The sequence below is a fragment of the Nostoc sp. genome (assembly GCF_036917435.1).
Taxonomy (GTDB): Bacteria; Cyanobacteriota; Cyanobacteriia; order Cyanobacteriales; family Nostocaceae; genus Nostoc.
Map to the genome: position 1 here is coordinate 77969 of NZ_JBALDM010000001.1, position 26011 is coordinate 103979.

At 41.3% G+C, this 26011-nt stretch carries 27 protein-coding genes; 17 read left to right on the forward strand and 10 right to left on the reverse strand.

Going from position 1 to position 26011, the window contains the following annotated elements; translation table 11 throughout:
* Nucleotides 1-32: 32 nt before the first annotated feature.
* Together V7K98_RS00315 and V7K98_RS00320 are read left to right on the forward strand one after the other, a co-directional pair.
* Nucleotides 33-2342: a heavy metal translocating P-type ATPase gene (locus V7K98_RS00315; protein ID WP_335018845.1), complete on the forward strand. Its 2310-nt coding sequence runs from the start codon at nucleotides 33-35 to the stop codon at nucleotides 2340-2342.
* 4 nt (nucleotides 2343-2346) lie between these two features.
* Nucleotides 2347-2574, forward strand: a complete 228-nt coding sequence (locus V7K98_RS00320; RefSeq protein ID WP_335018474.1) for a hypothetical protein — start codon at nucleotides 2347-2349, stop codon at nucleotides 2572-2574.
* 27 nt (nucleotides 2575-2601) lie between these two features.
* On the opposite strand, the gene V7K98_RS00325 is transcribed toward V7K98_RS00320, so the two are convergent.
* The gene (locus tag V7K98_RS00325) at nucleotides 2602-3027 is read right to left on the reverse strand and encodes a heavy metal-responsive transcriptional regulator (RefSeq protein WP_335018476.1); all 426 of its coding nucleotides are present in this window, start codon (nucleotides 3025-3027) and stop codon (nucleotides 2602-2604) included.
* Nucleotides 3028-3471: 444 nt separating this feature from the next.
* Between V7K98_RS00325 and V7K98_RS00330 the strand changes: the two genes are divergently transcribed.
* The 4 genes from V7K98_RS00330 (at nucleotide 3472) to V7K98_RS00345 (ending at nucleotide 8475) form a co-directional block, all read left to right on the forward strand.
* Nucleotides 3472-4560 (forward strand): aromatic ring-hydroxylating dioxygenase subunit alpha, encoded by a 1089-nt coding sequence (locus V7K98_RS00330; protein WP_335018478.1) that lies wholly within the window; start codon nucleotides 3472-3474, stop codon nucleotides 4558-4560.
* Between the two features lie 1077 nt (nucleotides 4561-5637).
* The gene (psb28, locus tag V7K98_RS00335) at nucleotides 5638-5979 is read left to right on the forward strand and encodes a photosystem II reaction center protein Psb28 (RefSeq protein ID WP_335018480.1); all 342 of its coding nucleotides are present in this window, start codon (nucleotides 5638-5640) and stop codon (nucleotides 5977-5979) included.
* A 100-nt stretch (nucleotides 5980-6079) separates the two neighbouring features.
* A complete protein-coding gene (locus tag V7K98_RS00340) occupies nucleotides 6080-6592 on the forward strand; it encodes a MogA/MoaB family molybdenum cofactor biosynthesis protein (protein ID WP_335018482.1) in 513 nt (170 codons plus the stop codon).
* A gap of 125 nt (nucleotides 6593-6717) precedes the next feature.
* Nucleotides 6718-8475, forward strand: coding sequence for a diguanylate cyclase (locus V7K98_RS00345; protein WP_335018484.1), 1758 nt, complete (start codon nucleotides 6718-6720; stop codon nucleotides 8473-8475).
* Between the two features lie 382 nt (nucleotides 8476-8857).
* On the opposite strand, the gene mraY is transcribed toward V7K98_RS00345, so the two are convergent.
* Nucleotides 8858-9949: a phospho-N-acetylmuramoyl-pentapeptide-transferase gene (gene mraY, locus V7K98_RS00350; protein ID WP_335018486.1), complete on the reverse strand. Its 1092-nt coding sequence runs from the start codon at nucleotides 9947-9949 to the stop codon at nucleotides 8858-8860.
* A gap of 80 nt (nucleotides 9950-10029) precedes the next feature.
* The gene (locus V7K98_RS00355) at nucleotides 10030-10266 is read right to left on the reverse strand and encodes a DUF3134 domain-containing protein (protein ID WP_335018488.1); all 237 of its coding nucleotides are present in this window, start codon (nucleotides 10264-10266) and stop codon (nucleotides 10030-10032) included.
* 242 nt (nucleotides 10267-10508) lie between these two features.
* Here V7K98_RS00355 and V7K98_RS00360 point away from each other — a divergent pair, with 242 nt between their 5' ends.
* From V7K98_RS00360 to V7K98_RS00380, 5 genes are all read left to right on the forward strand, one after another.
* Nucleotides 10509-11093 (forward strand): PAP/fibrillin family protein, encoded by a 585-nt coding sequence (locus tag V7K98_RS00360; RefSeq protein ID WP_335018490.1) that lies wholly within the window; start codon nucleotides 10509-10511, stop codon nucleotides 11091-11093.
* Nucleotides 11094-11177: 84 nt separating this feature from the next.
* Nucleotides 11178-11339: a histidine kinase gene (locus V7K98_RS00365; protein ID WP_335018492.1), complete on the forward strand. Its 162-nt coding sequence runs from the start codon at nucleotides 11178-11180 to the stop codon at nucleotides 11337-11339.
* Between the two features lie 88 nt (nucleotides 11340-11427).
* Nucleotides 11428-11643: a photosystem I reaction center subunit IV gene (locus tag V7K98_RS00370; protein ID WP_114082814.1), complete on the forward strand. Its 216-nt coding sequence runs from the start codon at nucleotides 11428-11430 to the stop codon at nucleotides 11641-11643.
* Nucleotides 11644-11893: 250 nt separating this feature from the next.
* Nucleotides 11894-12760, forward strand: a complete 867-nt coding sequence (locus V7K98_RS00375) for a DNA-formamidopyrimidine glycosylase (protein ID WP_335018496.1) — start codon at nucleotides 11894-11896, stop codon at nucleotides 12758-12760.
* A 124-nt stretch (nucleotides 12761-12884) separates the two neighbouring features.
* Nucleotides 12885-13100 carry an NAD(P)H-quinone oxidoreductase subunit O gene (locus tag V7K98_RS00380; RefSeq protein WP_334836202.1) on the forward strand — a complete coding sequence of 72 codons (216 nt, stop codon included), beginning with the start codon at nucleotides 12885-12887 and terminating at the stop codon, nucleotides 13098-13100.
* 850 nt (nucleotides 13101-13950) lie between these two features.
* On the opposite strand, the gene V7K98_RS00385 is transcribed toward V7K98_RS00380, so the two are convergent.
* Nucleotides 13951-14307 carry a translation initiation factor gene (locus V7K98_RS00385; RefSeq protein ID WP_335018498.1) on the reverse strand — a complete coding sequence of 119 codons (357 nt, stop codon included), beginning with the start codon at nucleotides 14305-14307 and terminating at the stop codon, nucleotides 13951-13953.
* Between the two features lie 93 nt (nucleotides 14308-14400).
* A complete protein-coding gene (locus tag V7K98_RS00390) occupies nucleotides 14401-14892 on the reverse strand; it encodes a hypothetical protein (RefSeq protein WP_335018500.1) in 492 nt (163 codons plus the stop codon).
* Nucleotides 14893-15231: 339 nt separating this feature from the next.
* Between V7K98_RS00390 and V7K98_RS00395 the strand changes: the two genes are divergently transcribed.
* From V7K98_RS00395 to V7K98_RS00405, 3 genes are all read left to right on the forward strand, one after another.
* Nucleotides 15232-15909 (forward strand): hypothetical protein, encoded by a 678-nt coding sequence (locus V7K98_RS00395; protein ID WP_335018502.1) that lies wholly within the window; start codon nucleotides 15232-15234, stop codon nucleotides 15907-15909.
* A gap of 113 nt (nucleotides 15910-16022) precedes the next feature.
* Entirely contained in the window at nucleotides 16023-17834 is a 1812-nt protein-coding gene (locus V7K98_RS00400) for a P-loop NTPase fold protein (RefSeq protein ID WP_335018504.1), read from the forward strand.
* A gap of 123 nt (nucleotides 17835-17957) precedes the next feature.
* Nucleotides 17958-19403 carry a DUF1802 family protein gene (locus V7K98_RS00405; protein WP_335018506.1) on the forward strand — a complete coding sequence of 482 codons (1446 nt, stop codon included), beginning with the start codon at nucleotides 17958-17960 and terminating at the stop codon, nucleotides 19401-19403.
* A 107-nt stretch (nucleotides 19404-19510) separates the two neighbouring features.
* Here V7K98_RS00405 and V7K98_RS00410 read toward each other — a convergent pair whose 3' ends face one another.
* Both V7K98_RS00410 and V7K98_RS00415 read right to left on the reverse strand, forming a co-directional pair.
* Nucleotides 19511-19873, reverse strand: coding sequence for an aspartyl protease (locus V7K98_RS00410; RefSeq protein WP_335018507.1), 363 nt, complete (start codon nucleotides 19871-19873; stop codon nucleotides 19511-19513).
* A complete protein-coding gene (locus V7K98_RS00415) occupies nucleotides 19870-20187 on the reverse strand; it encodes a hypothetical protein (protein WP_335018509.1) in 318 nt (105 codons plus the stop codon). The genes V7K98_RS00410 and V7K98_RS00415 overlap by 4 nt, the downstream gene beginning before the upstream one ends.
* A 495-nt stretch (nucleotides 20188-20682) precedes the next feature.
* Between V7K98_RS00415 and V7K98_RS00420 the strand changes: the two genes are divergently transcribed.
* A complete protein-coding gene (locus V7K98_RS00420; protein WP_335018512.1) occupies nucleotides 20683-21345 on the forward strand; it encodes a Nif11-like leader peptide family natural product precursor in 663 nt (220 codons plus the stop codon).
* Between the two features lie 239 nt (nucleotides 21346-21584).
* Here the strand turns inward: V7K98_RS00420 and V7K98_RS00425 are convergent, their stop codons facing one another.
* From V7K98_RS00425 to V7K98_RS00435, 3 genes are all read right to left on the reverse strand, one after another.
* The gene (locus tag V7K98_RS00425; protein ID WP_335018514.1) at nucleotides 21585-23171 is read right to left on the reverse strand and encodes a glucose-6-phosphate isomerase; all 1587 of its coding nucleotides are present in this window, start codon (nucleotides 23169-23171) and stop codon (nucleotides 21585-21587) included.
* Between the two features lie 111 nt (nucleotides 23172-23282).
* Nucleotides 23283-23540, reverse strand: a complete 258-nt coding sequence (locus V7K98_RS00430; RefSeq protein ID WP_335018516.1) for a cytotoxic translational repressor of toxin-antitoxin stability system — start codon at nucleotides 23538-23540, stop codon at nucleotides 23283-23285.
* Nucleotides 23541-23625: 85 nt separating this feature from the next.
* Nucleotides 23626-23823, reverse strand: coding sequence for a hypothetical protein (locus tag V7K98_RS00435; protein ID WP_174712488.1), 198 nt, complete (start codon nucleotides 23821-23823; stop codon nucleotides 23626-23628).
* A gap of 282 nt (nucleotides 23824-24105) precedes the next feature.
* On the opposite strand from V7K98_RS00435, the gene V7K98_RS00440 reads away from it, so the two are divergent.
* On the forward strand, nucleotides 24106-25239 hold the full coding sequence (locus V7K98_RS00440) for a branched-chain amino acid ABC transporter permease (RefSeq protein WP_335018847.1): 1134 nt from the start codon (nucleotides 24106-24108) through the stop codon (nucleotides 25237-25239).
* On the forward strand, nucleotides 25229-26011 hold the full coding sequence (locus V7K98_RS00445; protein ID WP_335018517.1) for an ABC transporter ATP-binding protein: 783 nt from the start codon (nucleotides 25229-25231) through the stop codon (nucleotides 26009-26011). The genes V7K98_RS00440 and V7K98_RS00445 overlap by 11 nt, the downstream gene beginning before the upstream one ends.

Below are 26011 nucleotides of genomic sequence, written 5' to 3' on the forward strand. Positions count from 1 at the left end.
GCCCAATTCCCAATGCCCAATCCCCAATATATATGGATACTCTCACACTCAAACTTCGAGGCATGAGTTGCGCTGGTTGCGCTAACAACATCGAAAAGGCAATTCGCTCTGTTTCTGGGGTGATTGACTGCAACGTTAACTTTGGAGCAGAACAAGCCGCTATTAGGTACGATCGCTCTTTAGCCAGTTTAGAGCAAATCCAAACTGCGATCGCATCTGCGGGATACTCTTCCTCTCCACTCCAGTCAGAATTGCTTTCTGAAGAAGATGATGCGGAGATTGCGAGTAGGCAAGCATTACAACGCCAACTTTTCCTCAAGGTAATTGTCGGAGGTGTAATCAGCATTTTCCTCTTTTTGGGATCGTTGCCGATGATGACTGGGCTGAACTTGCCCTTAATTCCCAGCTTCTTGCAAAATCCTTGGCTACAGTTAGTGCTGACAACACCCGTCATATTTTGGTGTGGTGGATCTTTTTACCGCAATGGCTGGAAATCCCTCAAGCGGCATACGGCGACGATGGACACGCTAATTGCTTTGGGTACAAGTGCAGCATATCTATGTTCTTTGTTTGTTACTGTTTTCCCGAAATTTTTTATTGCTCAGGGTTTGATACCTCATGTTTATTATGAAGTCGCCGCGATCGTCATTACCTTAATTTTGTTGGGGCGGTTGTTAGAAAATCGCGCTAGAGGAGAAACTTCTGAAGCCATCCGCAAACTGATCGGATTGCAAGCTAGAGATGCCAGAGTTATCCGTGATGGTGTGGAAATTGATGTTCCCATCGCCCAAGTCAGAATCAATGATGTGATTTTAGTACGTCCTGGTGAGAAAATTCCGGTAGATGGCGAGGTAATTACAGGCGCTTCGACGGTAGATGAAGCGATGGTGACGGGTGAAAGTTTGCCAGTCAAAAAGCAGCCAGGAGATGAGGTAATTGGGGCAACAATTAATGGTGCTGGTGCATTTCAGTTTCGGGTGACACGAGTCGGAAATGATACGTTTTTGGCTCAAATCGTTAAGTTAGTGCAACAAGCACAAGGTTCTAAAGCACCAATTCAGCGCTTGGCAGATCAAGTGACAGGATGGTTTGTACCAGCTGTGATTGCAGTTGCGATCGCCACTTTTATCATTTGGTTTAACTTTACTGGCAATATCACCCTAGCAACAATGACAACGGTGGGTGTACTAATTATCGCTTGTCCTTGTGCTTTGGGTTTAGCTACCCCCACATCTGTAATGGTAGGGACGGGCAAAGGTGCAGAAAATGGCATCTTAATTAAAGGTGCTGACAGCTTAGAATTAGCACACAAAATTCAAACCATCGTTCTAGATAAAACCGGCACTTTGACTCAAGGTAAACCTACAGTTACAGACTTCGTGACTCTCCACGGTACAGCTAATGGTAATGAAATCAAGCTTTTACAGTTAGCAGCAACGGTAGAACGGAATTCTGAGCATCCTTTAGCTGAAGCAGTGGTGAAATATGCTCAGTCTCAACAGGTGAGTTTAATAGATGCACAAAATTTTATAGCTAATGTAGGTAGTGGTGTGCAAGCAGTTGTTTTAAATCAGCTTGTGCAAATTGGGACACAACGCTGGTTAACAGAACTGGGAATTAACATTATTGCTCTCCAGCAGTATAAAGATACCTGGGAAACTGCTGGTAAAACAGTTATTTTTATTGCTGTAGATGGCCAACTACAAGGAATAATGGGTATTGCCGATGCTCTCAAACCTTCATCAGCAGCAGTGGTAAAAGCCCTACAGAAGCTAGGTTTAGAAATAGTAATGCTTACGGGAGATAATCGGAAAACGGCTGATGCGATCGCAAAGCAAGTTGGCATCCAGCGAGTATTTGCCGAAGTGCGTCCAGATCAAAAGGCGGCGATTATCCAATTTCTTCAGAAAGGGGGGCTGGGGAAGAATTTTCCCAATTCCCAATTCCCAATTCCCAATTCCCAATCCAAAATTGTCGCAATGGTTGGCGATGGTATAAATGATGCCCCAGCCTTAGCACAGGCTGATGTGGGAATTGCTATTGGCACAGGAACAGATGTTGCGATCGCAGCTAGTGATATCACCCTGATTTCTGGAGATTTGCAAGGGATTGTCACAGCTATTCAACTCAGCCGTGCCACCATCAACAATATCAGGCAAAATCTCTTCTTTGCCTTTATTTACAACGTCATTGGTATTCCCATTGCGGCTGGAATTTTGTTCCCAATTTTTGGCTGGTTACTCAATCCAATTATCGCCGGGGGTGCGATGGCTCTTTCTTCGCTATCTGTTGTTAGCAACGCTCTCAGATTGCGTAATTTTCAACCAAAAACTATCTTATAACTGTATGCTCAGTAAAAAAATGCTTTGGGGAAGCCTTACAGCTTTAGTGCTTCTCATTGCAACATCAGGTGTAACACTAGCAGAAATGTCAGCCCACTCGTCAGAGCAAAACAGCCAGTTTAACCACATAGAGCAACCTTTGGGTTTGAAAGTTGGTGTTGCGATCGCTGGTTTAGCCTTGATTGGACTAGAGTTATGGTGGTTTCTCATCTATAAAAGTCCTGAGTCCTGATGCCATTCTCTTTTTACTTTTTAACACTCAGCACTTAGAGGTATTTTGAATAATGGGACAAATTGTATCTTCATGGTGGTTGTTGATGTTCTTCCAGCCTGAAACTAATCCGTTGATTTCAGAGCGTAAAGTTAACAACTGCTCGATTTGGCGATCGATTTGCAATAGCTTATCTTCAAGCTTTTCTTTAATTTCACCACAGGGAGTTTGTCCGCGATCGTAAACCTGAAGAATATTTCCAATCTCTTCTAAGCTAAGACCAAGATTTTGCGCCCTTTTAATGAACGCTAGACGAGTCAGTACATCCAATGAAAATTGGCGGAAGCCTCCCTCTGTTCGTCTTGAAGACTTGAGTAAACCTAAACTCTCATAATAGCGAATTGTCCTAATGGGGATTCCGCTTATATCTGTTACCTGACCAATTAAAAGCAGTTTTTCATCTTGAGTTAACACGGCAGATTTCCCTAACTCTTGTAATCATTATCACATGTTTTAGTGGCTATTAAGCTGTTTGAGAGTTTGGCAAAATATTAATATACGAATCCGGTTTGATTTAGAGAAAATATCCGTAGGATGTGTTAGCGACAGCGTAACGCATCAAACCCTCGATAATAGTGCGTTACGAACTACGTTCTAACACAACGCCAGTTGCTACAACGGAGGGAACCTCCGCAACGCACTGGCTCCTCTACAATACCTAATTTCCTTCAAAAACAAAATACTATTCCTATATTTAGTTCGGATATTTTTAATATTTTTAATAAAATTAAATTTATACCTATTGATTTTTATCTATTTATTCGGTAGCTGTTGGTCATAGTACTGAAAGTAACTGTTTTTTAAAATTTTTCATGTTACTTCTAGATTAACTGCTTCACCTCAAGTGAAACTATAAAAATGAATTTCAACTCGCAAACTTCTGGCTCAATCCGTAAACCTAAAATTTTTAATAATCCAGAGCGTTTTGTTGAAGGATGGTATTGGGTAATACCCTCTCAAAATCTGCGGGTGGGTGAAGTAAAACCTGTCAAGATTTTGGGCAGAGAACTAGTAATTTACCGTGGTAAAGATAAAAGAGTCGCCATCTTTGATGCCTACTGTCCCCACATGGGCGCTCACCTTGCTGAAGGCAAAGTTGAAGGTAATGCACTCCGTTGTTTTTTCCACCACTGGAAGTTTGATGCTGAGGGAATGTGTATTGATATTCCATGTTTAGATACACTGCCTTCTCTAAAGTTACAAACTTGGCCTACTGCTGAGAAGTACGGCATGATTTGGGTTTGGACTGGAGAAATACCACAACAACCCTTACCTTTTGTTCCAGAGTTAGAAGAAAGAGAGTGTGATGTCACCATCCATTCTCATTTTGTGGTGAACTGTCACCCCAATGTGGTGATGATTAACGCCATCGATGCTCAACACTTCAATACAGTTCATCAACTGCCAATAGAACTTATTTTTGAAAGACAGGAACTGAATGAGAATGCAATTATCTTCAGTAATATTACACCCGTCAAAGATAATTCATCTTTTATTAAGTTCATTCGTCCTTTTTACAAAAATGCCATAAGTTATAGTATTTGCTATTGGTACGGCAGCATTAACATTTCGACATTTGGCCATGATTTCTTCCATGTCTATGCCATGTATGCAGTTCGCCTCCACGAAGGCGGAAAAGCTGAAGGTCAAATCCTGTTGATGACTAAGAAACGTAAAGGATTTTTTGGTTGGTTATACAATCGAGTTGTTTTGTGGCTAACTAAGATTGCTGGAAAGTTTTTTCTCATGGGTGACATTAAGCTTGTCCAAACAATTAAGTTTGATTTGAAAACCCCAATCAAAGCGGATCAGCCAATCATGCACTTTATTAACCATCTTGAAAAACAGCAATCTTTAATGTGGGGGACTTGGCAAGAAGGGCGATCGCGCGATGTGGAGAGCAAGCCCAAGCGCGAGAGATGGCAAGATACAATGAGTAATGACTAATATCATGTCTATATGACCAGAATTCTGTGGGATTGCCTGGAGTTATCAAGCCATAACTTAACAGGCTAATTATTTTATGGTCAATTAACGCTCTTCTATGACTCTCACGAGATAAAAATCACAAACCTTTGTTGTCACTAGTTTCTATAAATCTATGAGTAGGTTGGGTTGAGGAACGAAACCCAACGCCAATAATCCCTGCTTTTGTTGGGTTTCACGTTATTCAACCCAACCTACAAATATTTTATTTTTTCAAAGTAATAAAAGAGCGTTAAAGAGACATGATATAAAAACTAATAAAAGTTAAAAGTTCTGGGACTTATGCATTGACAGGAAAGACCAAGTATATATGATTTGAAAAACAGATCCGTCGTAGGGGCAATTCATGAATTGCCCCTACGATACTCAGATCCCCGACTTCTTAGAGAAGTCGGGGATCTCATTGTTCACGAATGATTTAGGATTGCTATAGATAAATAAAAAGAAGTGGCAAAGCCACTTCCTAATTCCCAGGTAGAACCTAAGCTATGAGTATAACGACTACAAAAATTTGAAATAGTATAAATCAACACCAATTAACTGGATATCTATATTTTCCTTCCTTTCTGAGTTAAAAAATTCTCCTTTTGATATGGCAAATAACTGTATATTTACATAAGTTTCATGATTGCAATACAAACTCAATTTTATTTAGTTCATTGTCACTATGTACCAGTTTTGCCTGCTATCTTGTCATCACCACTTGATGCAATACTGTTCGGTTAAGGCAAGAGACGCGATGAATCGCCGTCTCTACAATAATTATTTTTTCGTAGAGACGGCGATTTATCGCGTCTTTGTGATGATTCCTCGCATCTTTACGCTCTAGAATTTACATCAAAAAACCTTAACCGAACCGTATTGCCACTTGATGGAACATAACATTAGTTAGACTAAAAAAATAAAGTTTGTTACTGTAAAAACAAGCAGTTTAAGTATATATACTAAAAAATGAATAACAGTAGCCTCTAGATCGTGGTGTTCTAATTGATGAGAGAATATTAAATTAACCATCACAAAAGTTTAAATTCATTCATCATGGCGAAAATCCAGTTTTCTAGAGGTCTTGACGAAGAGGTAATTCCAGAGGTGCGTTTGACGCGATCGCGTACTGGTGACAGTGGTACAGCCACATTTATTTTTACGAATCCGAAAATTTTAGATCAAGGTAGCACCGAAGATATTACCGGAATGTACTTGAATGATGAAGAAGGCGAAATCATTACCCGTGAAGTGAAGGCGAAATTTATCAACGGCAAACCGGAAGCATTAGAAGCACTTTATGTAATGAAGTCTGCCCAAGAATGGGAGCGCTTTATGCGCTTTATGGAACGGTATGCTGAAGAAAACGATCTTGGACTCAGCAAGGCTGGAAAATAGGGCATAGGGCATAGGGCATAGGGCATAGGTAATTTTTTCATGTCCAATGAGGCATTCTTTGTGCCCAATTGCCCATTATAAAAAGTTACAAGCTTAACCCATGACACAACAACCACATCCAGATTCGCTTGGGATTACGGTAACTTGTGCTGTGGTTACTGTCAGCGATACACGCACACCCGAAACAGACAAAAGTGGCCAGCTAATTCAGCAGTTACTTCTTGGTGCTAACTATGCTGTTGGAGCCTACACGATTATCAAAGATGAACCAACACAGATTCAAGAGCAGATAGAACATCTGGGTAAAAGCTCAAATTTGGATGCTGTAATTTTTAATGGTGGCACAGGTATTGCACCAAGAGATACCACTTATGATGCTATTGAGAAGTTACTGGAGAAAACCTTACCGGGATTTGGTGAGTTATTTCGTTTTTTAAGTTATCAAGAAATTGGTTCGCGGGCGATCGCTTCTCGTGCTGTTGCTGGTGTGTATCAAAATAAATTAATTTTCTCGCTTCCTGGTTCTAGTAATGCTGTGCGGCTAGCGATGGAAAAACTGATTGTGCCTGAACTTACTCACTTGGTAAGTCAGCTTTGTAAGGGGTTGAAATGAGCAGCCTTTTAGGGGGCTACCATAAAATTAAGGTATAAGGCACTGAAATCATCCTTTGTGTACTTACATGTTAAGATTACCCAGAATTATAGTTAAACGGGTTAAATATTCATATCAGGTCAGCAATGGAGCCTATTTACTGGAATTGCATAATTGCTCACAGCATCATTGCATTTTCATACTTCGGCATCCCCGTATTAATAGGGGTTTTCTTTGCTAAAACTCAGGCAACTATCCCTTCTAAGTTTTGGCTAGCCTTTTTGTTATCAGGTGGATTCGTATTATTTTGCGGATTTCATCATCTTTTAGCGATCTTTGAGCCATATTCGGTAGTGTCGCTGCTGCACTTAGGCGTACTTGATGTAATGGCGTTTGTTTCAATATCTGCCTTACTCTGCCTCATGCCAACCGCTTATCAAATTGTAGAGGCGATCGCTAAATCTCAAGAAGATACCCGCGAACTTCAACGCAGTCAGCAGATGCAACGGCTATTTTTAGATCAGGGCCCCTTTGGGGCCTATATCAAAGATGAGCAATCTAGAGTGCTTTACTACAACCAGGAAATACAGTCTAGATTTTCGGTAGATTCACAAGAATGGTTAGGGAAAACGGATAGTGAATTCTTGCCAGATCCAGAAGAAGGGCGGCGGGTAATGGAAAACGATCGAGTCGTTTTGAAGACTCTACAAGCATTGAAGCTGATTGAAGAGATAAAAGTACCTGGTAATAATCAGCCGTGCTACTGGCTATCATTTAAGTTTCCATTTAGCGATGGCGCTACGGGCGATCGCCGCATCGGTGGGATCAGTATCGATATTACAGAATCTATAGAAGCACAGCGATCGCTCACTGAGCTAAATCGGCAACTGGAAGAAAAAACACTGAAATTAGAAGCAAAAAAACGAGAACTCATATATCTCTCAGATATGGCAGATATACTTTATTGCTGCGAGTCTAAAGATGAGGTTTATCAAGCAGTCGCTTTAACCTGTTCCAAGCTGTTTCCTAATATGAGTGGTTGTATCTGTATAATTGCTAATTCTAAGAATTATGTTCAGATGAATAGTATTTGGGGAGGTGAAAAAATCAGAACCAGTAAAGAAATATTTTCACAATCTGAATGTTGGGCATTGCGAAGAGGTAAATTCAACCTTTTATCTTCTGGTAACTCAGGACTAATGTGCAGCCATTTAATCCAGCCTGTTAGCGGCGCACATTTGTGTTTTCCATTGTTTGGACAAGGGGAAGTAGTTGGGATTTTACACATTCATGCCCTTGAAGAAATCAGTACAGAAGATCAACAAATTACTGAGATTATTGCTAGAACTTTAGGCTTTGCACTAAATAATCTTTCGATAAAACAACGTCTTACCCATGATAATTTGCGGGATGGGATGACCCAACTATTTAATCAAAGCTATATGGAAACTATACTAGAACAAAGGCTAGCGGAGGCTGAACGATCGGGACAACCGCTTAGTGTTATTTTTCTGGATATTGATAACTTCAAATCTTACAACTCACGTTATGGGCATTTGACTGCCAACATTGTTATTCGGGGATTAGCAAAACTGCTGTTAAAATCTATTCGCTCTTTTGATATTCCTTGCAGATGGGGTGGTGAAGAATTTGTAATTGTTATGCCCAATATGACACTAGAAACTCTCAGAAAGCGAGTAGAACAACTCAGGTTAGATGTTGAACAAATGCAATTGAGGGACGGCGATCAAATCCTCGAAGGCATCACCGCTTCTTTTGGAATAGCTGTATCAGAATCAGGGATTACAGTCAAGGATTTTCTAAATCGGGCAAATCAAGCGATGCTTGAGGCAAAGCGAACAGGGAAAAATCGGGTTATGGAGTATGTAAATAGGTACGATTGATTCATAATTCACAACACTAAGCTGAAAATACTTTAATTTGCATCCTCAAAAAAATAAATCTCTTGTGGGGTGGGCATCTTGCCCGCCCTAGATGTGCAAATAAAATGCACGACAGCTTACAAGCGATGTGGAAACAGGAAATCCGGTTCCCTCCCCTTTATAAGGGGAGGCTTAGGGTGGAGTAAAAGGTATGTGGGATAAGCGTTTGAGCTTAAGTTTACACCAATGGCATCTTGCCCACCCCACAAGATTCAATAATTTATTTCTTGTCAGTCCCTAACGCATTATGCTTGCTTGTATAAAAAAAACAACTCCCTGAAGATGTGGGAGTTGTTTTTTATAAGATGATTCAGAAGGGAGCGATGCCTGTGGGGGGCTGCGCTTACGCCAAGCAGATGGCAGCCAAAATAGCCGCGATGACATAAAATACTCCAACCACTTGCAATTCTGACCAGCCAGTGAGTTCTAAATGATGGTGTAAGGGGGCCATTTTGAAGAGACGTTTGCCTTTGCCATCGGGGCCCTTTGTGGCTTTGTAATAACTTACTTGTGCCATCACCGAAAGAGTTTCTACGAAGAATATACCACTGAGAATGAACAGTGCTACTAAGGTGTTTGTCAATAGCGCTACAGCAGCTAATGCTCCTCCCAGTGCCAGGGAACCGGTATCTCCCATGAAAACGCGGGCTGGGTTACGGTTATGGGCTAAGAAACCTAAACACCCACCACTTAAAGCCGCACAGAAAACCATCAATCCTGGTGCTGTGGGTGCGATTAAGGCTCCTAATGCCAAAAGTGCGATTGCTACTGTTCCTGCTGCCAAGCCATCAATACCATCTGTTAAATTAGTCGCATTACTTTCTGCAACTAGTACAAAACCAGCCAGAGGCCAAAATAGAAATCCTAATGGTAGTGTGAAGCTGACCCAAGGTAAAGCAATATTTGTAATATTAGAAGGTTGATTAAACATCAGCCAGAGACAAAATACTGCCGCAAAACCCATTTGCAAAGCAAGTTTTGTTCGGGGAGATATACCTTTATTTGATTTCCGGCGCAGAATTTGCCAATCGTCAAGCCAGCCAATCAATCCGTAGCTGAGTGTCAAAGCCGAAACTGCAAGGACATCTGTAGCAAAGTTAGACAAGATGCAAGCAATAATCACACCGACAGGGATAAAAAATATACCGCCCATTGTGGGAGTACCTGCCTTTTTTAGATGAGCTTGGGGCCCATCTTCGCGGATTATTTGTCCAGTTTTTAGTTGTTGAAGTAAAGGTATTACCCAAAAGCCAACTACACCTGAACCCATAGCACACAAGAGAAGTGGCAGGGTTAAGGACGTACTTTGCCAGGGGAGCCTGTTGGCCATCGAATCTAAGAAAAATGCTGTTGTACCTAACCCAACGGCTAATAAAGAGGCTAGCGCGATTCCAGAAATGTTTAGTCCTTGCTCAGGAGATAATTTAGCGTCCACAGAAGTTTCCCTTCACTCCACACTTATTAAAATTGAATATCAGTAGCTAGGGATACAACCAAGTCCCTAGCCTGAAAAGGCTAATCCTCGGCGATTCCTATATCGTCATCATCATCAAAGTCGTAGCCAATTCCATCTTCTACACCCATTAGGGAGTTTATTTCTTCTTCGCCATCTTGAAAATCCGGTTCGTGAACGTCGCGCGTTATAATCCGATCCTTATTTTCCAACCAATCTAATAAAGAAGACTCTGGCTTGAGGGGGATGACATGGGCTCGTTGGTTACGGGGTTCTTCACGTAATGGAGAGTTCAACATATCAAAGAAGACAAGAAAAGGTTTACGTAAGTTGACATTTAGAGTCTATCACTTGACACGGATTTATTTAGTTATCTTTTCAACCCTTTGGTGAATAAATCCGCATTCAGACAGAAATTTTTTATTTAATAGGCATAAGGCTTAAGTCCAGTGATTCTTAGTAATTTTTATGGCTGTACACATAGGTTATGAATATCTTGTTTATGCTGATGGAAAGTGACTGATTTTAGAGGTGACAGGCGATGATGGGAAAAGCGGCTCTCATGGATGCGATCGCTGGTACAAATCGCGGTCTACTGGCGACTGAAGCCCAGAAACAGGCTATCTTAGCTGCGATCGCCAATTTAGAAGACTTTAATCCTACACCCCGTCCGGTAGAAGCTGGTAATTTGCTAGATGGCAATTGGCGATTACTATACACCACTAGCAAGGCTCTTTTAAATTTAGATCGTCTACCTTTTTGCAAATTGGGTCAAATTTATCAGTGTATCCGGGTAGAGACTACCAGCGTTTACAACATAGCTGAGATATATGGCCTACCTTATTTGGAAGGATTAGTCAGCGTTGCTGCTAAATTTGAGCCAGTTTCAGGTCGGCGTGTCCAAGTAAAATTTGAGCGGTCTATTATCGGCTTACAACGTTTAATAGAATACAATTCTCCGGTAACTTTTATCCAACAAATTGAAGAAGGTAGAAAATTTCCGGCGATTGATTTTCCAATCAAGAGCGATAAACAGGAAGGTTGGTTAGATATCACCTATATAGATAACGATCTGCGAATCGGCAGAGGTAACGAGGGGAGTGTGTTCATATTGAGTAAAACATAAAGTTTGTACAAAAATACTATTTGCGAATGAAGGTAAGCTATAACGTGTACCTTGTCAAGTAGGGTCTGATACTTTTTTAGATATTTGGATGAGGGGGATGAGGGAGATGAGGGAGCAGGGGGAGAAAGAATAACTAATATTCAATTCCCAATTCCCAATTCCCAATGCCCAATCCCCAATTCCCAATGCCCAATTCCCAATCCCCAATCCCCAATCCCCAATATCAAATTCAGACAAATAACTTAACAAAGACTCTTGCGGCGACCTTCAGGCTGTAGAGTGAAATCAATTAGCCCTCTAGATTGGCGATTGATAACTAAAAGGGAAAATAATCATGGTTCAACGTGGTTCTAAAGTACGTATTCTCCGCCCTGAATCCTACTGGTTTCAGGATTTAGGAACTGTGGCTTCCATTGACCAAAGCGGCATCAAATACCCTGTAATTGTCCGTTTTGAAAAGGTCAATTACTCTGGTATCAATACCAACAACTTTGCCCAGGATGAATTAGTCGAGGTTGAAGCACCAAAGGCTAAAGCAGCTAAAAAATAGCAGCAAAGCTACAAGTGGGTTGTTTGATGCGATGATGAAGGGTAGTCTTAAGTCTGAAGTATGAAGTCTGAAAATTTCAGTTCATTCATTCTTCACCCTAGCCTACCCTAATCTATGAGAGCCGCCCTGCGGGTATTTACGGTTTCTCTTGGGTAATAATACGAGCTATCTACGGATGTGTAAGTTTCTACCCCATCTCTTCTTTATTGAACCCCCAAGTACATCAAAATTGTCTGCTTAATCAGCTTGAATGCCTGAACTGCCTGAAGTTGAAACAGTCCGAAAGGGTCTAAATCAATTGACCCTTAACCAAGCAATTACGGGTGGAGATGTGTTGCTCAATCGCACCATCGCCTACCCGTTTTCTGTTGATGAGTTTGTTGATCGAATTGAAAAGAGTGCGATCGCTACTTGGCATCGTCGCGGTAAATATCTCCTCGCCGAACTCTCTTCCCCTTCCTCAACTAGTTGGCTAGGGGTTCATCTGCGAATGACCGGTCAATTATTATGGGTGCATCGAGATGAACCATTACATAAGCACACACGGGTTAGATTATTCTTTGGGGAACACCAGGAATTACGTTTTGTCGATCAACGTACCTTCGGTAAAATTTGGTGGGTTCCGCCTGGTGTTGCTGTAGAAAGTATTATGACTGGTTTGGCAAAACTGGCAGCAGATCCATTTTCGCCGGAATTCACTGTTGAATATCTAGCAAGCAAACTCAAAAATCGCCGTCGTCCGATTAAGACTGCGCTACTGGATCAGTCGGTGGTGGCGGGATTAGGGAATATTTATGCCGATGAAGCCTTGTTTAAGAGTGGAATTTTACCTGAAACTTTGTGTATAGATTTACAGCTAAAGCAAATTGAGCTTTTGCGAACAGCGATAATTCAAGTTTTAGAAACCAGCATTGAGGCTGGCGGTACAACTTTTAGTAATTTTTTAAGTGTTCAGGGTGTCAACGGCAATTATGGTGGTGTTGCGTGGGTTTATAATCGCGCTGGAGAACCCTGTCGAGTTTGTGGTATGCCAATTCAACGGATTAGGCTAGCTGGGCGATCTAGTCATTTTTGCTTACAGTGTCAAACGCTAGGGGGAGTTAGGAGACGCGATTAAGTAGGTAGGCGTAATTAAATATAAGATCAAACCTCACCCTCAATCCCTCTCCTTAATAAGGAGAGGGAAGCCGGAGGCGGGCTAAAATGCAGATAAAACAATCTAGAAATTTGAGAGGGGATTTATGGCAGTTAAAAAGGGAGATATGGTTCGCGCTATCCGCGAGAAACTGGAAAACAGCCTGGAAGCAAAAGCCAGCGATCCTCGCTTTCCTTCTTATTTGTTTGAAACCAAAGGCGAAATTCTCGATGTCAAAGGTGATTATGCCCTGATTAAGTTTGGGAAAGTGCCGACACCAAACGTTTGGTTACGTGTAGATCAACTTGAAGAGTTTAAATAATAAAAGAGAATTCAGGAGTCAGAATAGACCTCTTAATATAAATCAGAAATAAGAACCCCACCCCGCCAAAGCTATGCTTTGTCTCCCCTCCCCGCAAGCGAGGAGGGGTTTAGGGATCTTGTGTGAGAGGTCTAATCTAAGAGTCAGCATTTAATTCTGACTCCTGGATTCTTGTTGATAAAATTGCTTCTCAATTTTTAATTAAAAAAAGGTCAAAATATAGCGGTTCCCATTCAGATGCAGTACAAGATTAATCACGAAGTGTAAGGGCACGGCAGTGCCCATTGGTGTCAACTTAACGTGAAACCCTTGTAAAAACTGGAACTCACCAATCATTACGATCCGCGTTACCCCACCCTAACCCTCCCCTTATAAAGGGGAGGGAACCGGATTTCCTGTTTCCCCCCAATACATCGGGGGGATTAAGGGGGGTAAAACGGCTGTGGGACAAAGCTTTGAGCTTAAGTTGACACCGATGGCCAGTGCCGTGCCCCTACGGGTGCATTTCACTCAGCCGAGAACCTCTATATTGAGCGATCGCAGCAAATTTTGGGTAAAAAATAATTTGTAATGCAACATGAATTCGACGGTTAATATAGCGTTTCCTAATAACATGAAGTACATCATAGCCCCCTCATCGCTTGCGGGGAGGGGGTTGGGGGTGGGGTTCAGTACCTACTTAATCGAGAACCGCTATATAGTGTCGGAACAATGAACCTAATAAAGAAACCTCTCCCTAGTTTTATTACATAAAACGTCCCTCTGCGATGGGTGAGAGGGACAGACTTGAACTTTAGTTCAAGGTAGGGAGAGGTTTGTGTAACTCACCAGAATCTTTGTGCTGTTCGCTTTAACGGCGGGAATCCTGATCTGCGGGGTCGCCGTAGGGGTCTTCGCTGGCTGGACGCACATCACCAAACTCCCCTGTGTCTGCGGGATCGCCGTAAGGGTCTTCACTTGCTGGGCGAACGTTGCCGTAAGATGCGATATCTGCGGGGTCGCCATAAGGGTCTTCGCTGGCTGGACGAACATCGCCATAAGATGCCGGATCTGCGGGGTCGCCGTAAGGATCTTCGCTGGCTGGACGAACATTGCGATCGCCTCCGGCGGGGCGTAGCCCATCGCCTAATTTGGGATCTTGTTCAGCTTGATCGCTGTTCTCTCCCAAAAGTAAGTCCTTCGCCTTTCGGAAAAATTCATCTACCATAATCTGTCTCCTGATTTAAGTTCGTGTTTCCGACGTGCGCGATGGCGTTATCCTCCAGGAAACCCGCTTTAGATTTACACACGCTTGGCTAATCTAGAGTGCCGGTGCTGCGGATGAAGTTATACCAGTGAGATCGCGACCTGTAGTACTCCTGTTATAGCCTTGGAATTCCCGATATTTTTGTGCTTCAGATTCGGGGACTCGAATTCCTTCTGCTGGTGGCGTTACCCAGTGAGCACGTTTTTCAGCATCACGGTAGTATACACGCCCGTTCTTGGAAAGATAGTACTTACCTTGCGCTCCTTCTTGGGAAGCATTTTTATGCTGATTGTAGAGGTAATAAAGTCCCGCAGCACCTGCCAAAAGCGCCACTTTTTGCCCTGTACCCAATCCCTTCTTGGCTTCGGGTTGCTTTGTGGTGCGATCGCTCACTGTTCTACCAACACTATCATCAACTGGTGGTGGAACATTAGCCTTTTGGGAACCGCCTCCGCAGCTACTCAGCAAGGGTACCATTAGCAATGCCGAAAGCAGCACTGCAAATAGACGGGAAACTATTTTACGTTCTTTATATATTGTGATCATCGGATTTCTTCATCACCTGTATTTGCTAAAAGCCTTGCTGTTGCAAAAACTAAGTTGGAATTCCTGTTATTTCACCTGGGATTGAAAAAACATATTCCACTTAATTTTTAACTGCACTAGCTACAGCGTTTAACTGTCATGATCGTCCATTTTCTCAAGTCTTCCATCCTGCCTTTGAGAGAAACTGTATTCATCCCAAGGAAATACATTGTTGATTTTTTATCAATCTATTTAGCTGAAACGCCGCAATATTCAGCAATTTCTCGGTTATTATTTTGTGCTAAATTACTTAGAAAGATACAGCCACTACAATAGATATTGTCAAAAAATACACTAAATATGACATCAAAAAATACGCTCCAAATTAGCACTCGTCTCCTTTTGGCTTTGTGGGATTTAGGAGGAACGCAGCAGGAAGTTAAGAAGGGTCAACTCACTAAGCGAATTGTATCCAAAAGCCAGAAGGTAGCAGATTATCAGGGCATATTCGAGGAATTACAGAATCAGGGTGCGATCGCAATCTCTAAAAAGGGATATTCTCTGACATCTCCCAAGGGTTTAGAGGTACTGGGTGAGGGTTTGAGAAGTGGCGATTTTCAGTTTGAAGGGACGATTGTCGGAACTTGGGCGGCGAATGCACTGGTGAGGTGGATTAGTCAGATTGATGTTGCGGTAGTCAGTGCAGATGTACTAGTTAATGGGAAGGGTGCGTTAGCGAAGCTTTCCGAAGGAATCGCTTCTTATGACGATTTTAAATTAGTGGCGCTGGAAGTCTACGACAAGCTGAACCAAAATTACAACCTAGATGATCTTGTGCCAATTTATCGTATCAGGAGAGAAATAGGCGATCGGGTTAGTCGTGAAGATTTCAACGAGTGGCTACTGGAAATGCAAGAGAAAGACATTTTGCAACTCCAAGGTGGTAGCTTGTCAGACAGCGATCCAGACAAATTGGAAGACTCCATAACGACCCCTGTAAGTGGGTTACGCTGCTATGCCAAGCGTTTAAACTCATAAACCTATTCTTAGGTTGCTCCTTGTACATAGTTAAACAGCAATTAGATGTCGTGCAGCTAAAAATACTGAGCAATCCAAAATCTACCATCCAAAATTAACCTCACCCTAGATCCATGTCTAACGACAACGACCTAATTAATGCCATCAAAAGTCACAACCCATTCGACAGACCTTTAGTAGTTAGAAGTCAAGATATTTGGGTAACAGGTTTTCCTGATGTTCCCTCCTTAAATGCTCATGCCTCAGATGCTGTTTTTGATGCCATTGAGAGAGTTCGCACCAAACAACAATCAGTCATAGGCATTACCATTAAGGCTGAAAGAGGACTAGGTAAAAGCCATCTTATCAGTCGAATTCGCAGCCGACTTCAGACTGATGGTAGTGCTTTATTTGTCTATACAAGTGAGATTAACGATTTAAATCGAATTAAAGCTGAATTTTTACGAAATTTAGCAAATAGCCTCAAACATATCGGTAGCCAAGGGATGAGTCAGTGGAGGGAATTAGCAACTGCTATTTTCAATGAAGCTTACAATAAAGCCTTTACACCTGATGATATGGTTCGTCATTTTTCCGAAGTCTTAAAAGTAAATTCTAAGGTAGTTGAGCATTGGACGGATAGAGTCCTGGGAATTAAGCATGATATTGAAAACCCTGACATTATCGCTGCAATTTTATGGACACTCTCCTCTAATCCATCTGAGGAGCGTTACGCTATAAACTGGCTTGCTGGTCAAGAATTACCACAGTCAAGAGCTGATGCACTAGGTCTAGCAAACACCAGCGCCCAGGATAGAGAAGCCCAAGCCTTCAGCACAGTTCGTCAAATTCTGGACTTAATTAGTGATTACAAACCAATAGTCATTTGTTTTGACGAATTAGAAAGTATTCTAATGTGTAATGAAGCAGGATTCACGGCATCACAAGTTACTGCTATTTTAGCCAAAGACTTATACGACAAGATTAAACGGGGTGTTTTTATAACGGCTATGTTTCCTCAGACTTGGACTCATCAAATAAGAGCCTTAAATGAGGCAGAATCAATCACAGATAGGATTGCTCAAAAGAATATTGAGTTAACTTATCTCAAATCTGATGATGTTATTGCTTTAGTTTCTCAGTGGTTGAAAGACTTTTATTACCAACAAGGAGTAACACCACCTCATTCAGTTTATCCTTTTGATGAAGGGAAACTGAGGGAACTGGGAAAGGAAAAACCAATGGTTAGAAAGGTTTTACAATGGTGTGCAGAAAACTGGATGATTCCTACTGAAATAACACCGCTACCACAGTTAAAGCACCCAGTAGAATCTGCTTACAAGAAAGAACTGGCAGCCGTCGAAAGTAAGATACAAGATGATATTGAAGATAAAACCAAACTCGCTAATGCTCTGCGATTCAGCTTTTCCACCTTAGTTGGACAAATTTTAGAAAAAGTCCAAATTACAGAAATTGCAGATATTAAAGCTCGTAGTGTAGACCAAGGATATATAAATTTTAAAATTGTTGGTCAAGAAAACGGCAATGTTGTAAAAATTGGAGTAGCTATTCTTCAAGGAGTTAGTGGTAGGTTCCTACAGGCTGGATTGAAACGCTTAATCGAATACAAAGAGTTTGATTTGACTCGTGGCTGTTTAATTCGTTCTAAAAAGATTAGTAGTGGTACTAAAGCAAAACAGTATTTAGATATACTTCTGTCACGTCGTTTAGGTGGCGAATGGGTATTATTAAAAGATGAAGAGATTAAGCCACTTTTAGCAATTAGTTCTGTTATAAAAGCCCGAAATGATTATGAATTGACTGAAGCAGAAATCATTAATTTTGTACTGCAAAATCGGATAATACTTGACAATAATCTCATACATGAAATTCTTAGTGATCCATCTGGAGAAATTCCTAAAGATGCTATTGATGAAGATAATTGAAACGGGTGTATATATATTGTTGGATTAAATTTTCATCAAGCTAGAAGCTTCGGGCTAAACAAATGAAGCCCGCGCAGGTTGAATTAGTTTGTTTAGCCACAATGTTTAGATTTTTCAGCAATAATGAATAATTCCGTTGTAATCAATACTGCTATTTGCTTGCCTGCACCAGATATTGAGGCATTAATTCAAGGACGATCAATTGTGGCGATGTCCAAAAATTATATCGTTCCAGAACGTCAATTTGTCCTTTGTCCAACGGATGCTTCAATTAATGTGCTACCAGTTAAGCAATACTATCACTCAAATTTTTTGGCTACCGCCAAAATTGCTCTTGCACAAGTAAGTGCTGAAACTATATCACTCAAAGCCTGGGTAAGGTGTGAAAAGTGTGAACTTCTTCATAATACCGAATTATTGTCTGCTTTATCACCCCTAACAATTTGGACTACAGAAGCGTTAGAAGAAAAGCTAAAGCAACGACATAATATTTTTTTGTTATACTTGCGCGTTTATCAGTTGCCCAAACTAATTGCACTTTCTATCAAGCCAAATAGCCAGTTTATTTACTTAAAGGAGCCTTCAATTATTTATGAAGCCAACCCAGTATTAAACGATCGCACCTTCGCCCAACGCAAACACCAATTAGAAAAGCTAGAACCTGCGCTGCATCCTGAATTGGAAGAATTGCAGAGTGCGATCGCATCCCTAACCATTAGCCAACCAGCAGCTAAAAAATTAGACGACGATATCAAAATATTTCTGGGTTGGAGTAGTGATAAACCAACCAATCTATTAGATTTAGACTTAACTTGGATTCAGAAAATTTCTGAAATTGGAAACTCTAGCGATGGACATACATTTGAAAGATTAGTTCGTAGAGGATTACTAAAATTAGGCTTTACAGGTTCAAGTCTGAATCCAGATGCAACAGGTGGCGCAGGAGGTATGGATTTTTACGCTGAACAACCTTATCCAATAGTAGGAGAGTGCAAGGCCACTAAAACTGAAAAAGTTACTGATGGTACGCCAGCACAGCTACTAAAAATAGGTATGAACCATCTTGGTAAATTTCAATATGACAATTCTATTAAATTAATTGTAGCCGCCGGAGAACTAAATTTTTACGCCCTGAGAACAGCAACCGAAAATCAAATGAATGTTATTAGCCCGGAAACCTTACAAAAACTAGTTGAACTGCAAGCACACTACAAAAATTCTATCAACTTGTTAGAACTAAAAGAGTGTTTGCAACAAGCTCCTTTTGGTTTAGCTGAAGATAAAATTAATACTTATATTGATAAAATTGAACAGTCTATAAAGTTGCGATCGCACATTATCCAGCTTGTCAAAAATTATCTACAAAACTCAGGTGCAGAATCTGCTGGTGTTGATGCTCTACATGGTGCTTATTTCGGCTCACATCCACCACAGCCACTAAAAACAGCAGAAATGCACGAAATTCTGATTGAACTTTCGTCACCCTTAACAGGCTATTTAGGACGAAAAAAAGGCACTGATTGGAATAGCGATCGCTTTTACTTTCTCCGCGATTTATCTATTAAATAATAATAGTACAATATATCTCTTTTCTTACCTCTGCGTTCTCCGCGCCTTGGCGGTTCGTTTCAAAATAAAGGTTCTTGCGTAAGCGTAGCTAGCCGTAGATATCGCAGTTATCCCAAAGTCAATATATCAACCTGATAATTTACCACTAACGGCAGAATTTTTAGCCACTCTAAACCTAACAAAAATTCTGTAATTTCATCCCCTGCATAAACAGGGATTTCATACTCTTGTTCGTTTAATATCAACTTGCCTAAATATATTTTAAACAAGGTTTCACCCTGTGCAGTTCGCAAAGTTTCCTTACCAATATAAAACCAGCCTAGACTATCTAAATCTTGTTTGTTAATAGCTAGAAAACCTGTGAAACCAGTATCTAACATGGCATCCACAGGCAAATTTAATCCATCATTAGTTATTAAATCAATTTCAAAAAATAGCTGACCCTTTTCCCCAAATTTACCCTGAATCATATTGTGCCAGTGGTTCCTGTTTCATTAAAACAAAAAACACAGTGGTCAGTATTTGGGTATTTTTCAAGCGCTTTTTTATGAGCTTGCATTCTATCCACATCAATTAAGTAATCACCACTATTTGGCTCTACTGCAATATACCAGCCGTAGTGTTCCTGAATCAAATCGGGACGTACACGCTCAAAAATTTCCCGACAGCGATGATAAAATGCCTCATCTTCAGCTTTACGTCTAGCAAGTTCTTCTGGTGGTAAAGCACGTTTTGGAAAGATTCTGCCTCGACGTGCAGGTTGTTTTGCAGTTGATTCAGTCATAGTAATTAGCCCTATTTATTAATGCCGTCTTAACTTTATTTTACAGAAATATAAAGGCGATCGCTTTTACTTTCTCCGCGATTTACCTATAAACTAAAGCTTGTACAATATATCTCTTTTCTCCCTCTGCATTCTATATGTAGTTTATCTATCCGTAGTAATACGCAGCCATTTTGAAAATAACTGAAGTACAGATTGTTTTACAGTTAATTCATTCATGAATAATTAATGCTATCTATTGACTTAATTTTATTTTATGAGAAGCAATAACAAACTTAGGTGCAGCCCACTCCAGCGATCGCCATCTTCATCTTTTTCTCAGTATATTTTATTTATAGTGATAAACTTTACAGAATTTTCATACTTAGCCACTGTGTAGCTTCATTTACATGAGATAAGAGATTTAGTACTGTCGAAGAAACACATTATACTTACTACACTGGTGTTTATTGATCCCCAATATGTACCAAGTTTAAAACTTAGGTGAGATGACCCATGTATTATCAAATTTGGAATTTTTTTCTTAAAGAAGATAAATATATTTATTGGAAAGAACAAATAAAAGTTAACAAAAAATTTGATAAAGTTACATGGCAAAAGATTATTGATTTTTTATTACTAGTAGAGCAAACTTTCCAATTAAAAAGTCAACTAGCAGAAACCGATAGTCTTGAGCCATTTCTCAAGTTAGCGACAGAAAATGGTTACAATTTGACAGCAGAAGAACTTGCATGGTTTCTAGTTACCAGAAGGCAGATCTGGGATCTTTTTGATTTTGCACAAAAAACGCCATCTCTCAAAGAAGAATTACTCATTGCTAAAGATCCGCAGCAGTTCGTCAATATAGCTGCGGATAACGGCTATTCCTTCTCTGTAGAAGAGTTAGCTTGGCTATTAATTGAAATTAAATCATTGCCAGAAATAGTATCTATCAACAACAGTGTTGGGGAAATTCTCACAGCATCAAGTTACGGCAGAATTGATATAGGATACTGGATTTGGCTAGCAGAAGATTGGGGAATTGTGCCACCATTCTGTCATCGAGAGAAGCCCAGTAATCTAGTATGTGGAGATACCAGCAATCCTTTTTTACTCGATCGCTGTTTCCTACCCAAGAGCTATTTTAATCAACGCCTCTTGGTAAGTAGTAATTCGTAATTCGTAATGATGTATATAGCAATTCATCCAGGAGTTACGAATAAAAAGATCCCCGACTTCTTGAAGAAGTCGGGGATCTCAGCCTCTCGATATAATAAAAACTTGCGAATTACGAACTACAAATTATACAGTGAAGCATCCTAGACGGAAGACAAAGCTTCTATCTAGGATGCTTCACAATAAAAAATTGTTGCTGATACAACAATTAGGGACAAAATGTGATAATCACACTAGAGTTATCAGCTAGCAGAAACGGTTAAATTGCCGGGTTTCTGAAGATCGCCTTGCAAAACCACGCCTCGCTGATTGGCATGGATATGACGCAAAATCTTGTAAATTGCCTCAACTTGCTCTGATGCGCCTGCTTTCTCGGCGAGTTCATCAATAGAAATGGGAGCTTTTTCTTTTTGTAGAACTGCTACCACTCGTGTTTGCAAATCGAGAATGGAGGCGGCAGCTTTTTTGCCAGCTTCTACCCCTGGCTGATGGTAGGCGTTGACATTAACTAAGCTTGCGTATAAACCAACAGCGCGTTCATACAAAGCAATTAATGCCCCTACAGTTCGGGGGTTAACTTGGGGAATAGTGACTGTAATGGAATCGCGGTGATTTTCATAAAGCGCTTGTCGGGTTCCTTGGAGAAAACCGGAAAGATAATCGCCTGATGTAACTCCCGGATCTATTTCAGTAGATGGCCCCTGACGATCTTCCAACACTTCGACGAAGGTAGCAAAGAAATTTGCTACACCCTCACGCAACTGCTGAACGTAAGCATGTTGATCTGTTGAGCCTTTGTTGCCATAAACGGCGATGCCTTGATGGACAACCTTACCGTCTAAGTCTTTTTCCTTGCCCAAGGATTCCATTACCAGCTGTTGCAAATAGCGACTGAATAAAAATAAGCTGTCCTTGTAAGGTAGGACAACCATATCTTTTTCGCCCTTTCCGTTACCTGCAAAGTACCAAGATAAGGCAAGTAAGGCGGCTGGGTTATTTTTCACATCTGGGACGCGGGTAGCGTCATCCATCTCTTTTGCACCATCTAGGATGGCGCGAACATCAATCCCTTGTAATGCGGCGGGTACTAGCCCCACAGCAGACATTTCTGAAGTGCGTCCTCCTACCCAGTCATACATGGGAAATCTGGCTAGCCAACCTTCATCTTTGGCTAGTTTATCTAGGTTGCTGTCAACGCTGGTAATTGCTACCGCATATTGAGCAAATTCTAAATTGTGTCCGGCGTAAGCTTTTTTAACTTCAATCATGCCGTTACGGGGTTCCGGCGTTCCTCCAGATTTGGAAATCACCAATACCAAAGTGCTGGCGAGGCTATTTCGTAGATGATTGATGACGCGATCGATACCTGCTGGATCGTTGTTATCGATAAAATGAATTTTCAGGGGTGGGAAATCAGGAGCAAGGGCTTCAGCGACGAATTGGGGGCCGAGGGCGGAACCACCAATGCCAATGGAGATAATATCCGTGAAGCGGCTTGCCCTGGGAGGATGAATAGCACCTGTTTGGACTTTTTCCGCAAAAGCTTCGATTTGTTCTAGGGTTTGGACTATTTCTTGTGTAAGTTCTGGAGTTGGCGCTAAATCAGGATTTCGCAGCCAGTAGTGTCCAACCATCCGGTTCTCGTCAGGATTTGCGATCGCACCCTTCTCCAGTTGAGCCATATCCGCAAACGCCTTGTCAAACTTCGGCTGCAACGATTCCACAAAGGCATCATCGAACCGTATGCGACTCACGTCTAAATACAGTCCCAATCCCTCGTGGAAATACAACCAGTTTTGGTATCGTTGCCAAAGTGCCCTAGCATCCATAGGGAAATCTCAAATAAAGTGTTTTTCAAAACCAGTTTAATGTAAGGTTATAGCGATCCCTGCCTAGCCTTATACAGTTTACAGTTTTCAGTGTTCCCTTAACTCTTCTCCTTAAACATCTGGCATAGGGATGACACGCAGAAATTTCACAATTTCACCCCTAATTTCTATACCAATCAGGTAATTATCGAGGGTGAAACGGTGAAAAATGCCTTCATTGTCAAGCTGTCGTAGTTCTTTTAAATCAGTCAGTTGCCACTTTTGGGCTAACTCAATAAAAACAAAATCATACACCCGCTCGTAGGCGGCGGGTTCTAAATTTTTTAGGTCTAGCAAAAAAGACCTTGCATAGCGCATTTCTAGACTCACTAGGCGTTACCTTAAAAAATAGTGCTGAGTAGTGAGTGCTGAGTGCTGAGTAAAGAGCCAGTACTAAGGACTCGGCGCTGCTGAATCAGAAAAACATCAACAGTCGTATCGCTTCTTCATGGGTTAATATATCCCACGGTTGCTGCGATCGCTTAACTTGTTGTATCGCTTTAAGCATATAAAAGTCACAATGTAAAGCTTCGAGAACGTTCCAAATGTCTTGCAAATCCTCATCGGCTAACTGCTCGATTAAGTGATGCATTCTCAGCCGCAGCAAATTCATAGGCCAATTTTTACCTACAATCCAACAATAAATAGTATTCCCACAAAATTGGCAAAGGTTAACGGCAATGTAGCACTATGCCCAAGCTACGCTAAAATTTATTCGCCCAGTGAAGAGGTAGGGGGAGATGAGGCGGATGAGGGAGATGAGGGAGAAAGAATAACTAAATATTCAATTCTCAATGCCCAATGCCCAATGCCCAATTCCCAATTCCCAATTCCCAATTCCCAATTCCCAATTCCCAATTCCCAATTCCCAATTCCCAATTCCCAATTCCTTAAAATGGTTGACTATCTCATTTTTTTAGCAATTTCTACAGCACTTTTTGCTCTATTTGCATTAGGACTTAATTTACAGTGGGGCTTTACGGGGTTAATTAACTTTGGTCATATTGCTTTCATGACCCTGGGAGCATATACAACGGTATTATTAAGCTTAAAAGGCGTACCCCTATTGATATCGGCAGTGGCTGGGGCAATTGTCGCTGCCTTGTTGGGTTTGATAATTGGTTTTGCAACTCTCCGCTTACGAGAAGATTATCTAGGAATTGTCACCATTGGTACAGGCGAATTAATTCGTTTGGTGGTAAATAATCAGGATTTACCTGTGGGTGATACCTGGGTTTCTGGGGCGTTCGGTGTGCAAAGTTATCCCATACCCTTATCCACAGAGCCGAATTTGTTTGTCAGATTAGTAATGATTGGGTTGTTAACGCTACTCGCTGCTGTAACTTTCTTTACCTTGTGGCAATGGATTCGCACCACCCAAATATCTCGGACTACTGATTTAGGCAAAAGGACAACTAGCAAGCAAGAATTTATATCCCGCTTGGTTGTGGGAATTATATTAGCAGTTTTGGCAGCAGCAATTTATATCTCTGGGGTAATTGGACTTTATAATTACAACCCAAAAGCGGGTTTGATGCTGGTGTTGCTGTTGGTTTTAGCATTTGTATACTGGCGCTTAGAAATTTTGGTGCGATCGCCTTGGGGTAGAATTCTCAAAGCCATCCGTGAAGATGAAGAAATTCCCAAAGCACTGGGAAAAAATGTTTTTTGGTATAAATTACAATCTCTCATGTTAGGTGGTGCGATCGCAGGTATCGCTGGTGCTTTCTTCGCTTGGCAACTCAGCGCCATTTACCCCGATAACTTTCAACCCCAAATCACCTTTGACACTTGGATCATGGTGATTCTAGGCGGTTCTGGTAATAATGTTGGCACAATCTTAGGTGCGGTAATTTTCTTTGCTTACGATGCGCTGACACGAGAAGTCTTACCCAGAATTGTCCCCCTTGATGAAGCCCGTTTAGGTGCATTTCGGATCATGGTAATCGGACTAATTTTGATGATACTGATGATTTGGCGACCTCAAGGTATTCTAGGGAAAAAGGAGGAACTTACCCTTGGAAAATAACCAGTCATCACCACTTCCCCTTTTGGCAGCTACTGGACTTTGTAAAAGCTTTGGTGGAATCAAAGCAGTTAATGAGGCGAAAATCGAAGTTGCCAAAGGTAGCATTACGGGCTTGATTGGCCCCAATGGTGCTGGTAAAACTACTTTCTTTAACTTACTCTCAAACTTTATTCGCCCAGATAAGGGACGAGTGATTTTTGACGGCGAACCGATTCACAACTTGCAACCATATCAAATTGCCCAGCAGGGAGTAATCCGCACCTTTCAGGTTGCGCGGACTCTCTCGCGGTTATCGGTGTTAGAAAATATGCTGTTGGCGGCGCAAAAACAGACGGGTGAGAATTTTTGGCAGGTGCAATTGCAACCGCACATTGTCGCTAAAGAAGAAAAGGAACTGCAAGAGCGGGCAATGTTCTTATTAGAATCAGTAGGCTTGTCCAAAAAAGCACACGATTATGCTGGTTGCTTATCTGGTGGACAACGGAAGCTGCTGGAGATGGGACGGGCGCTGATGACTAATCCCAAGTTAATTTTGTTGGATGAACCGGCTGCTGGGGTGAATCCGAGATTGATTGATGATATTTGCGATCGCATTATCGCCTGGAACCGCCAAGACGGAATGACCTTTTTGATTATTGAACACAATATGGATGTGATTATGTCATTGTGCGATCGCGTTTGGGTGCTTGCGGAGGGGCAAAATTTGGCTGATGGTACACCCGCAGAAATTCAAAGCAATCCCAAAGTTTTAGAAGCGTATTTGGGAAAATAA

What these genes read in the sequence shown, in the direction of transcription:
- V7K98_RS00315 (WP_335018845.1), top strand. Translation starts at nt 33, where the DNA reads ATGGATACTCTCACACTCAAACTTCGAGGCATGAGTTGCGCTGGTTGC.
- V7K98_RS00320 (WP_335018474.1), top strand. Translation starts at nt 2,347, where the DNA reads ATGCTCAGTAAAAAAATGCTTTGGGGAAGCCTTACAGCTTTAGTGCTT.
- V7K98_RS00330 (WP_335018478.1), top strand. Translation starts at nt 3,472, where the DNA reads ATGAATTTCAACTCGCAAACTTCTGGCTCAATCCGTAAACCTAAAATT.
- psb28 (WP_335018480.1), top strand. Translation starts at nt 5,638, where the DNA reads ATGGCGAAAATCCAGTTTTCTAGAGGTCTTGACGAAGAGGTAATTCCA.
- V7K98_RS00340 (WP_335018482.1), top strand. Translation starts at nt 6,080, where the DNA reads ATGACACAACAACCACATCCAGATTCGCTTGGGATTACGGTAACTTGT.
- V7K98_RS00345 (WP_335018484.1), top strand. Translation starts at nt 6,718, where the DNA reads ATGGAGCCTATTTACTGGAATTGCATAATTGCTCACAGCATCATTGCA.
- V7K98_RS00355 (WP_335018488.1), bottom strand. Translation starts at nt 10,266, where the DNA reads ATGTTGAACTCTCCATTACGTGAAGAACCCCGTAACCAACGAGCCCAT.
- V7K98_RS00360 (WP_335018490.1), top strand. Translation starts at nt 10,509, where the DNA reads ATGATGGGAAAAGCGGCTCTCATGGATGCGATCGCTGGTACAAATCGC.
- V7K98_RS00370 (WP_114082814.1), top strand. Translation starts at nt 11,428, where the DNA reads ATGGTTCAACGTGGTTCTAAAGTACGTATTCTCCGCCCTGAATCCTAC.
- V7K98_RS00375 (WP_335018496.1), top strand. Translation starts at nt 11,894, where the DNA reads ATGCCTGAACTGCCTGAAGTTGAAACAGTCCGAAAGGGTCTAAATCAA.
- V7K98_RS00380 (WP_334836202.1), top strand. Translation starts at nt 12,885, where the DNA reads ATGGCAGTTAAAAAGGGAGATATGGTTCGCGCTATCCGCGAGAAACTG.
- V7K98_RS00385 (WP_335018498.1), bottom strand. Translation starts at nt 14,307, where the DNA reads ATGGTAGATGAATTTTTCCGAAAGGCGAAGGACTTACTTTTGGGAGAG.
- V7K98_RS00390 (WP_335018500.1), bottom strand. Translation starts at nt 14,892, where the DNA reads ATGATCACAATATATAAAGAACGTAAAATAGTTTCCCGTCTATTTGCA.
- V7K98_RS00395 (WP_335018502.1), top strand. Translation starts at nt 15,232, where the DNA reads ATGACATCAAAAAATACGCTCCAAATTAGCACTCGTCTCCTTTTGGCT.
- V7K98_RS00400 (WP_335018504.1), top strand. Translation starts at nt 16,023, where the DNA reads ATGTCTAACGACAACGACCTAATTAATGCCATCAAAAGTCACAACCCA.
- V7K98_RS00405 (WP_335018506.1), top strand. Translation starts at nt 17,958, where the DNA reads ATGAATAATTCCGTTGTAATCAATACTGCTATTTGCTTGCCTGCACCA.
- V7K98_RS00410 (WP_335018507.1), bottom strand. Translation starts at nt 19,873, where the DNA reads ATGATTCAGGGTAAATTTGGGGAAAAGGGTCAGCTATTTTTTGAAATT.
- V7K98_RS00415 (WP_335018509.1), bottom strand. Translation starts at nt 20,187, where the DNA reads ATGACTGAATCAACTGCAAAACAACCTGCACGTCGAGGCAGAATCTTT.
- V7K98_RS00420 (WP_335018512.1), top strand. Translation starts at nt 20,683, where the DNA reads ATGTATTATCAAATTTGGAATTTTTTTCTTAAAGAAGATAAATATATT.
- V7K98_RS00425 (WP_335018514.1), bottom strand. Translation starts at nt 23,171, where the DNA reads ATGGATGCTAGGGCACTTTGGCAACGATACCAAAACTGGTTGTATTTC.
- V7K98_RS00435 (WP_174712488.1), bottom strand. Translation starts at nt 23,823, where the DNA reads ATGAATTTGCTGCGGCTGAGAATGCATCACTTAATCGAGCAGTTAGCC.
- V7K98_RS00440 (WP_335018847.1), top strand. Translation starts at nt 24,106, where the DNA reads ATGGTTGACTATCTCATTTTTTTAGCAATTTCTACAGCACTTTTTGCT.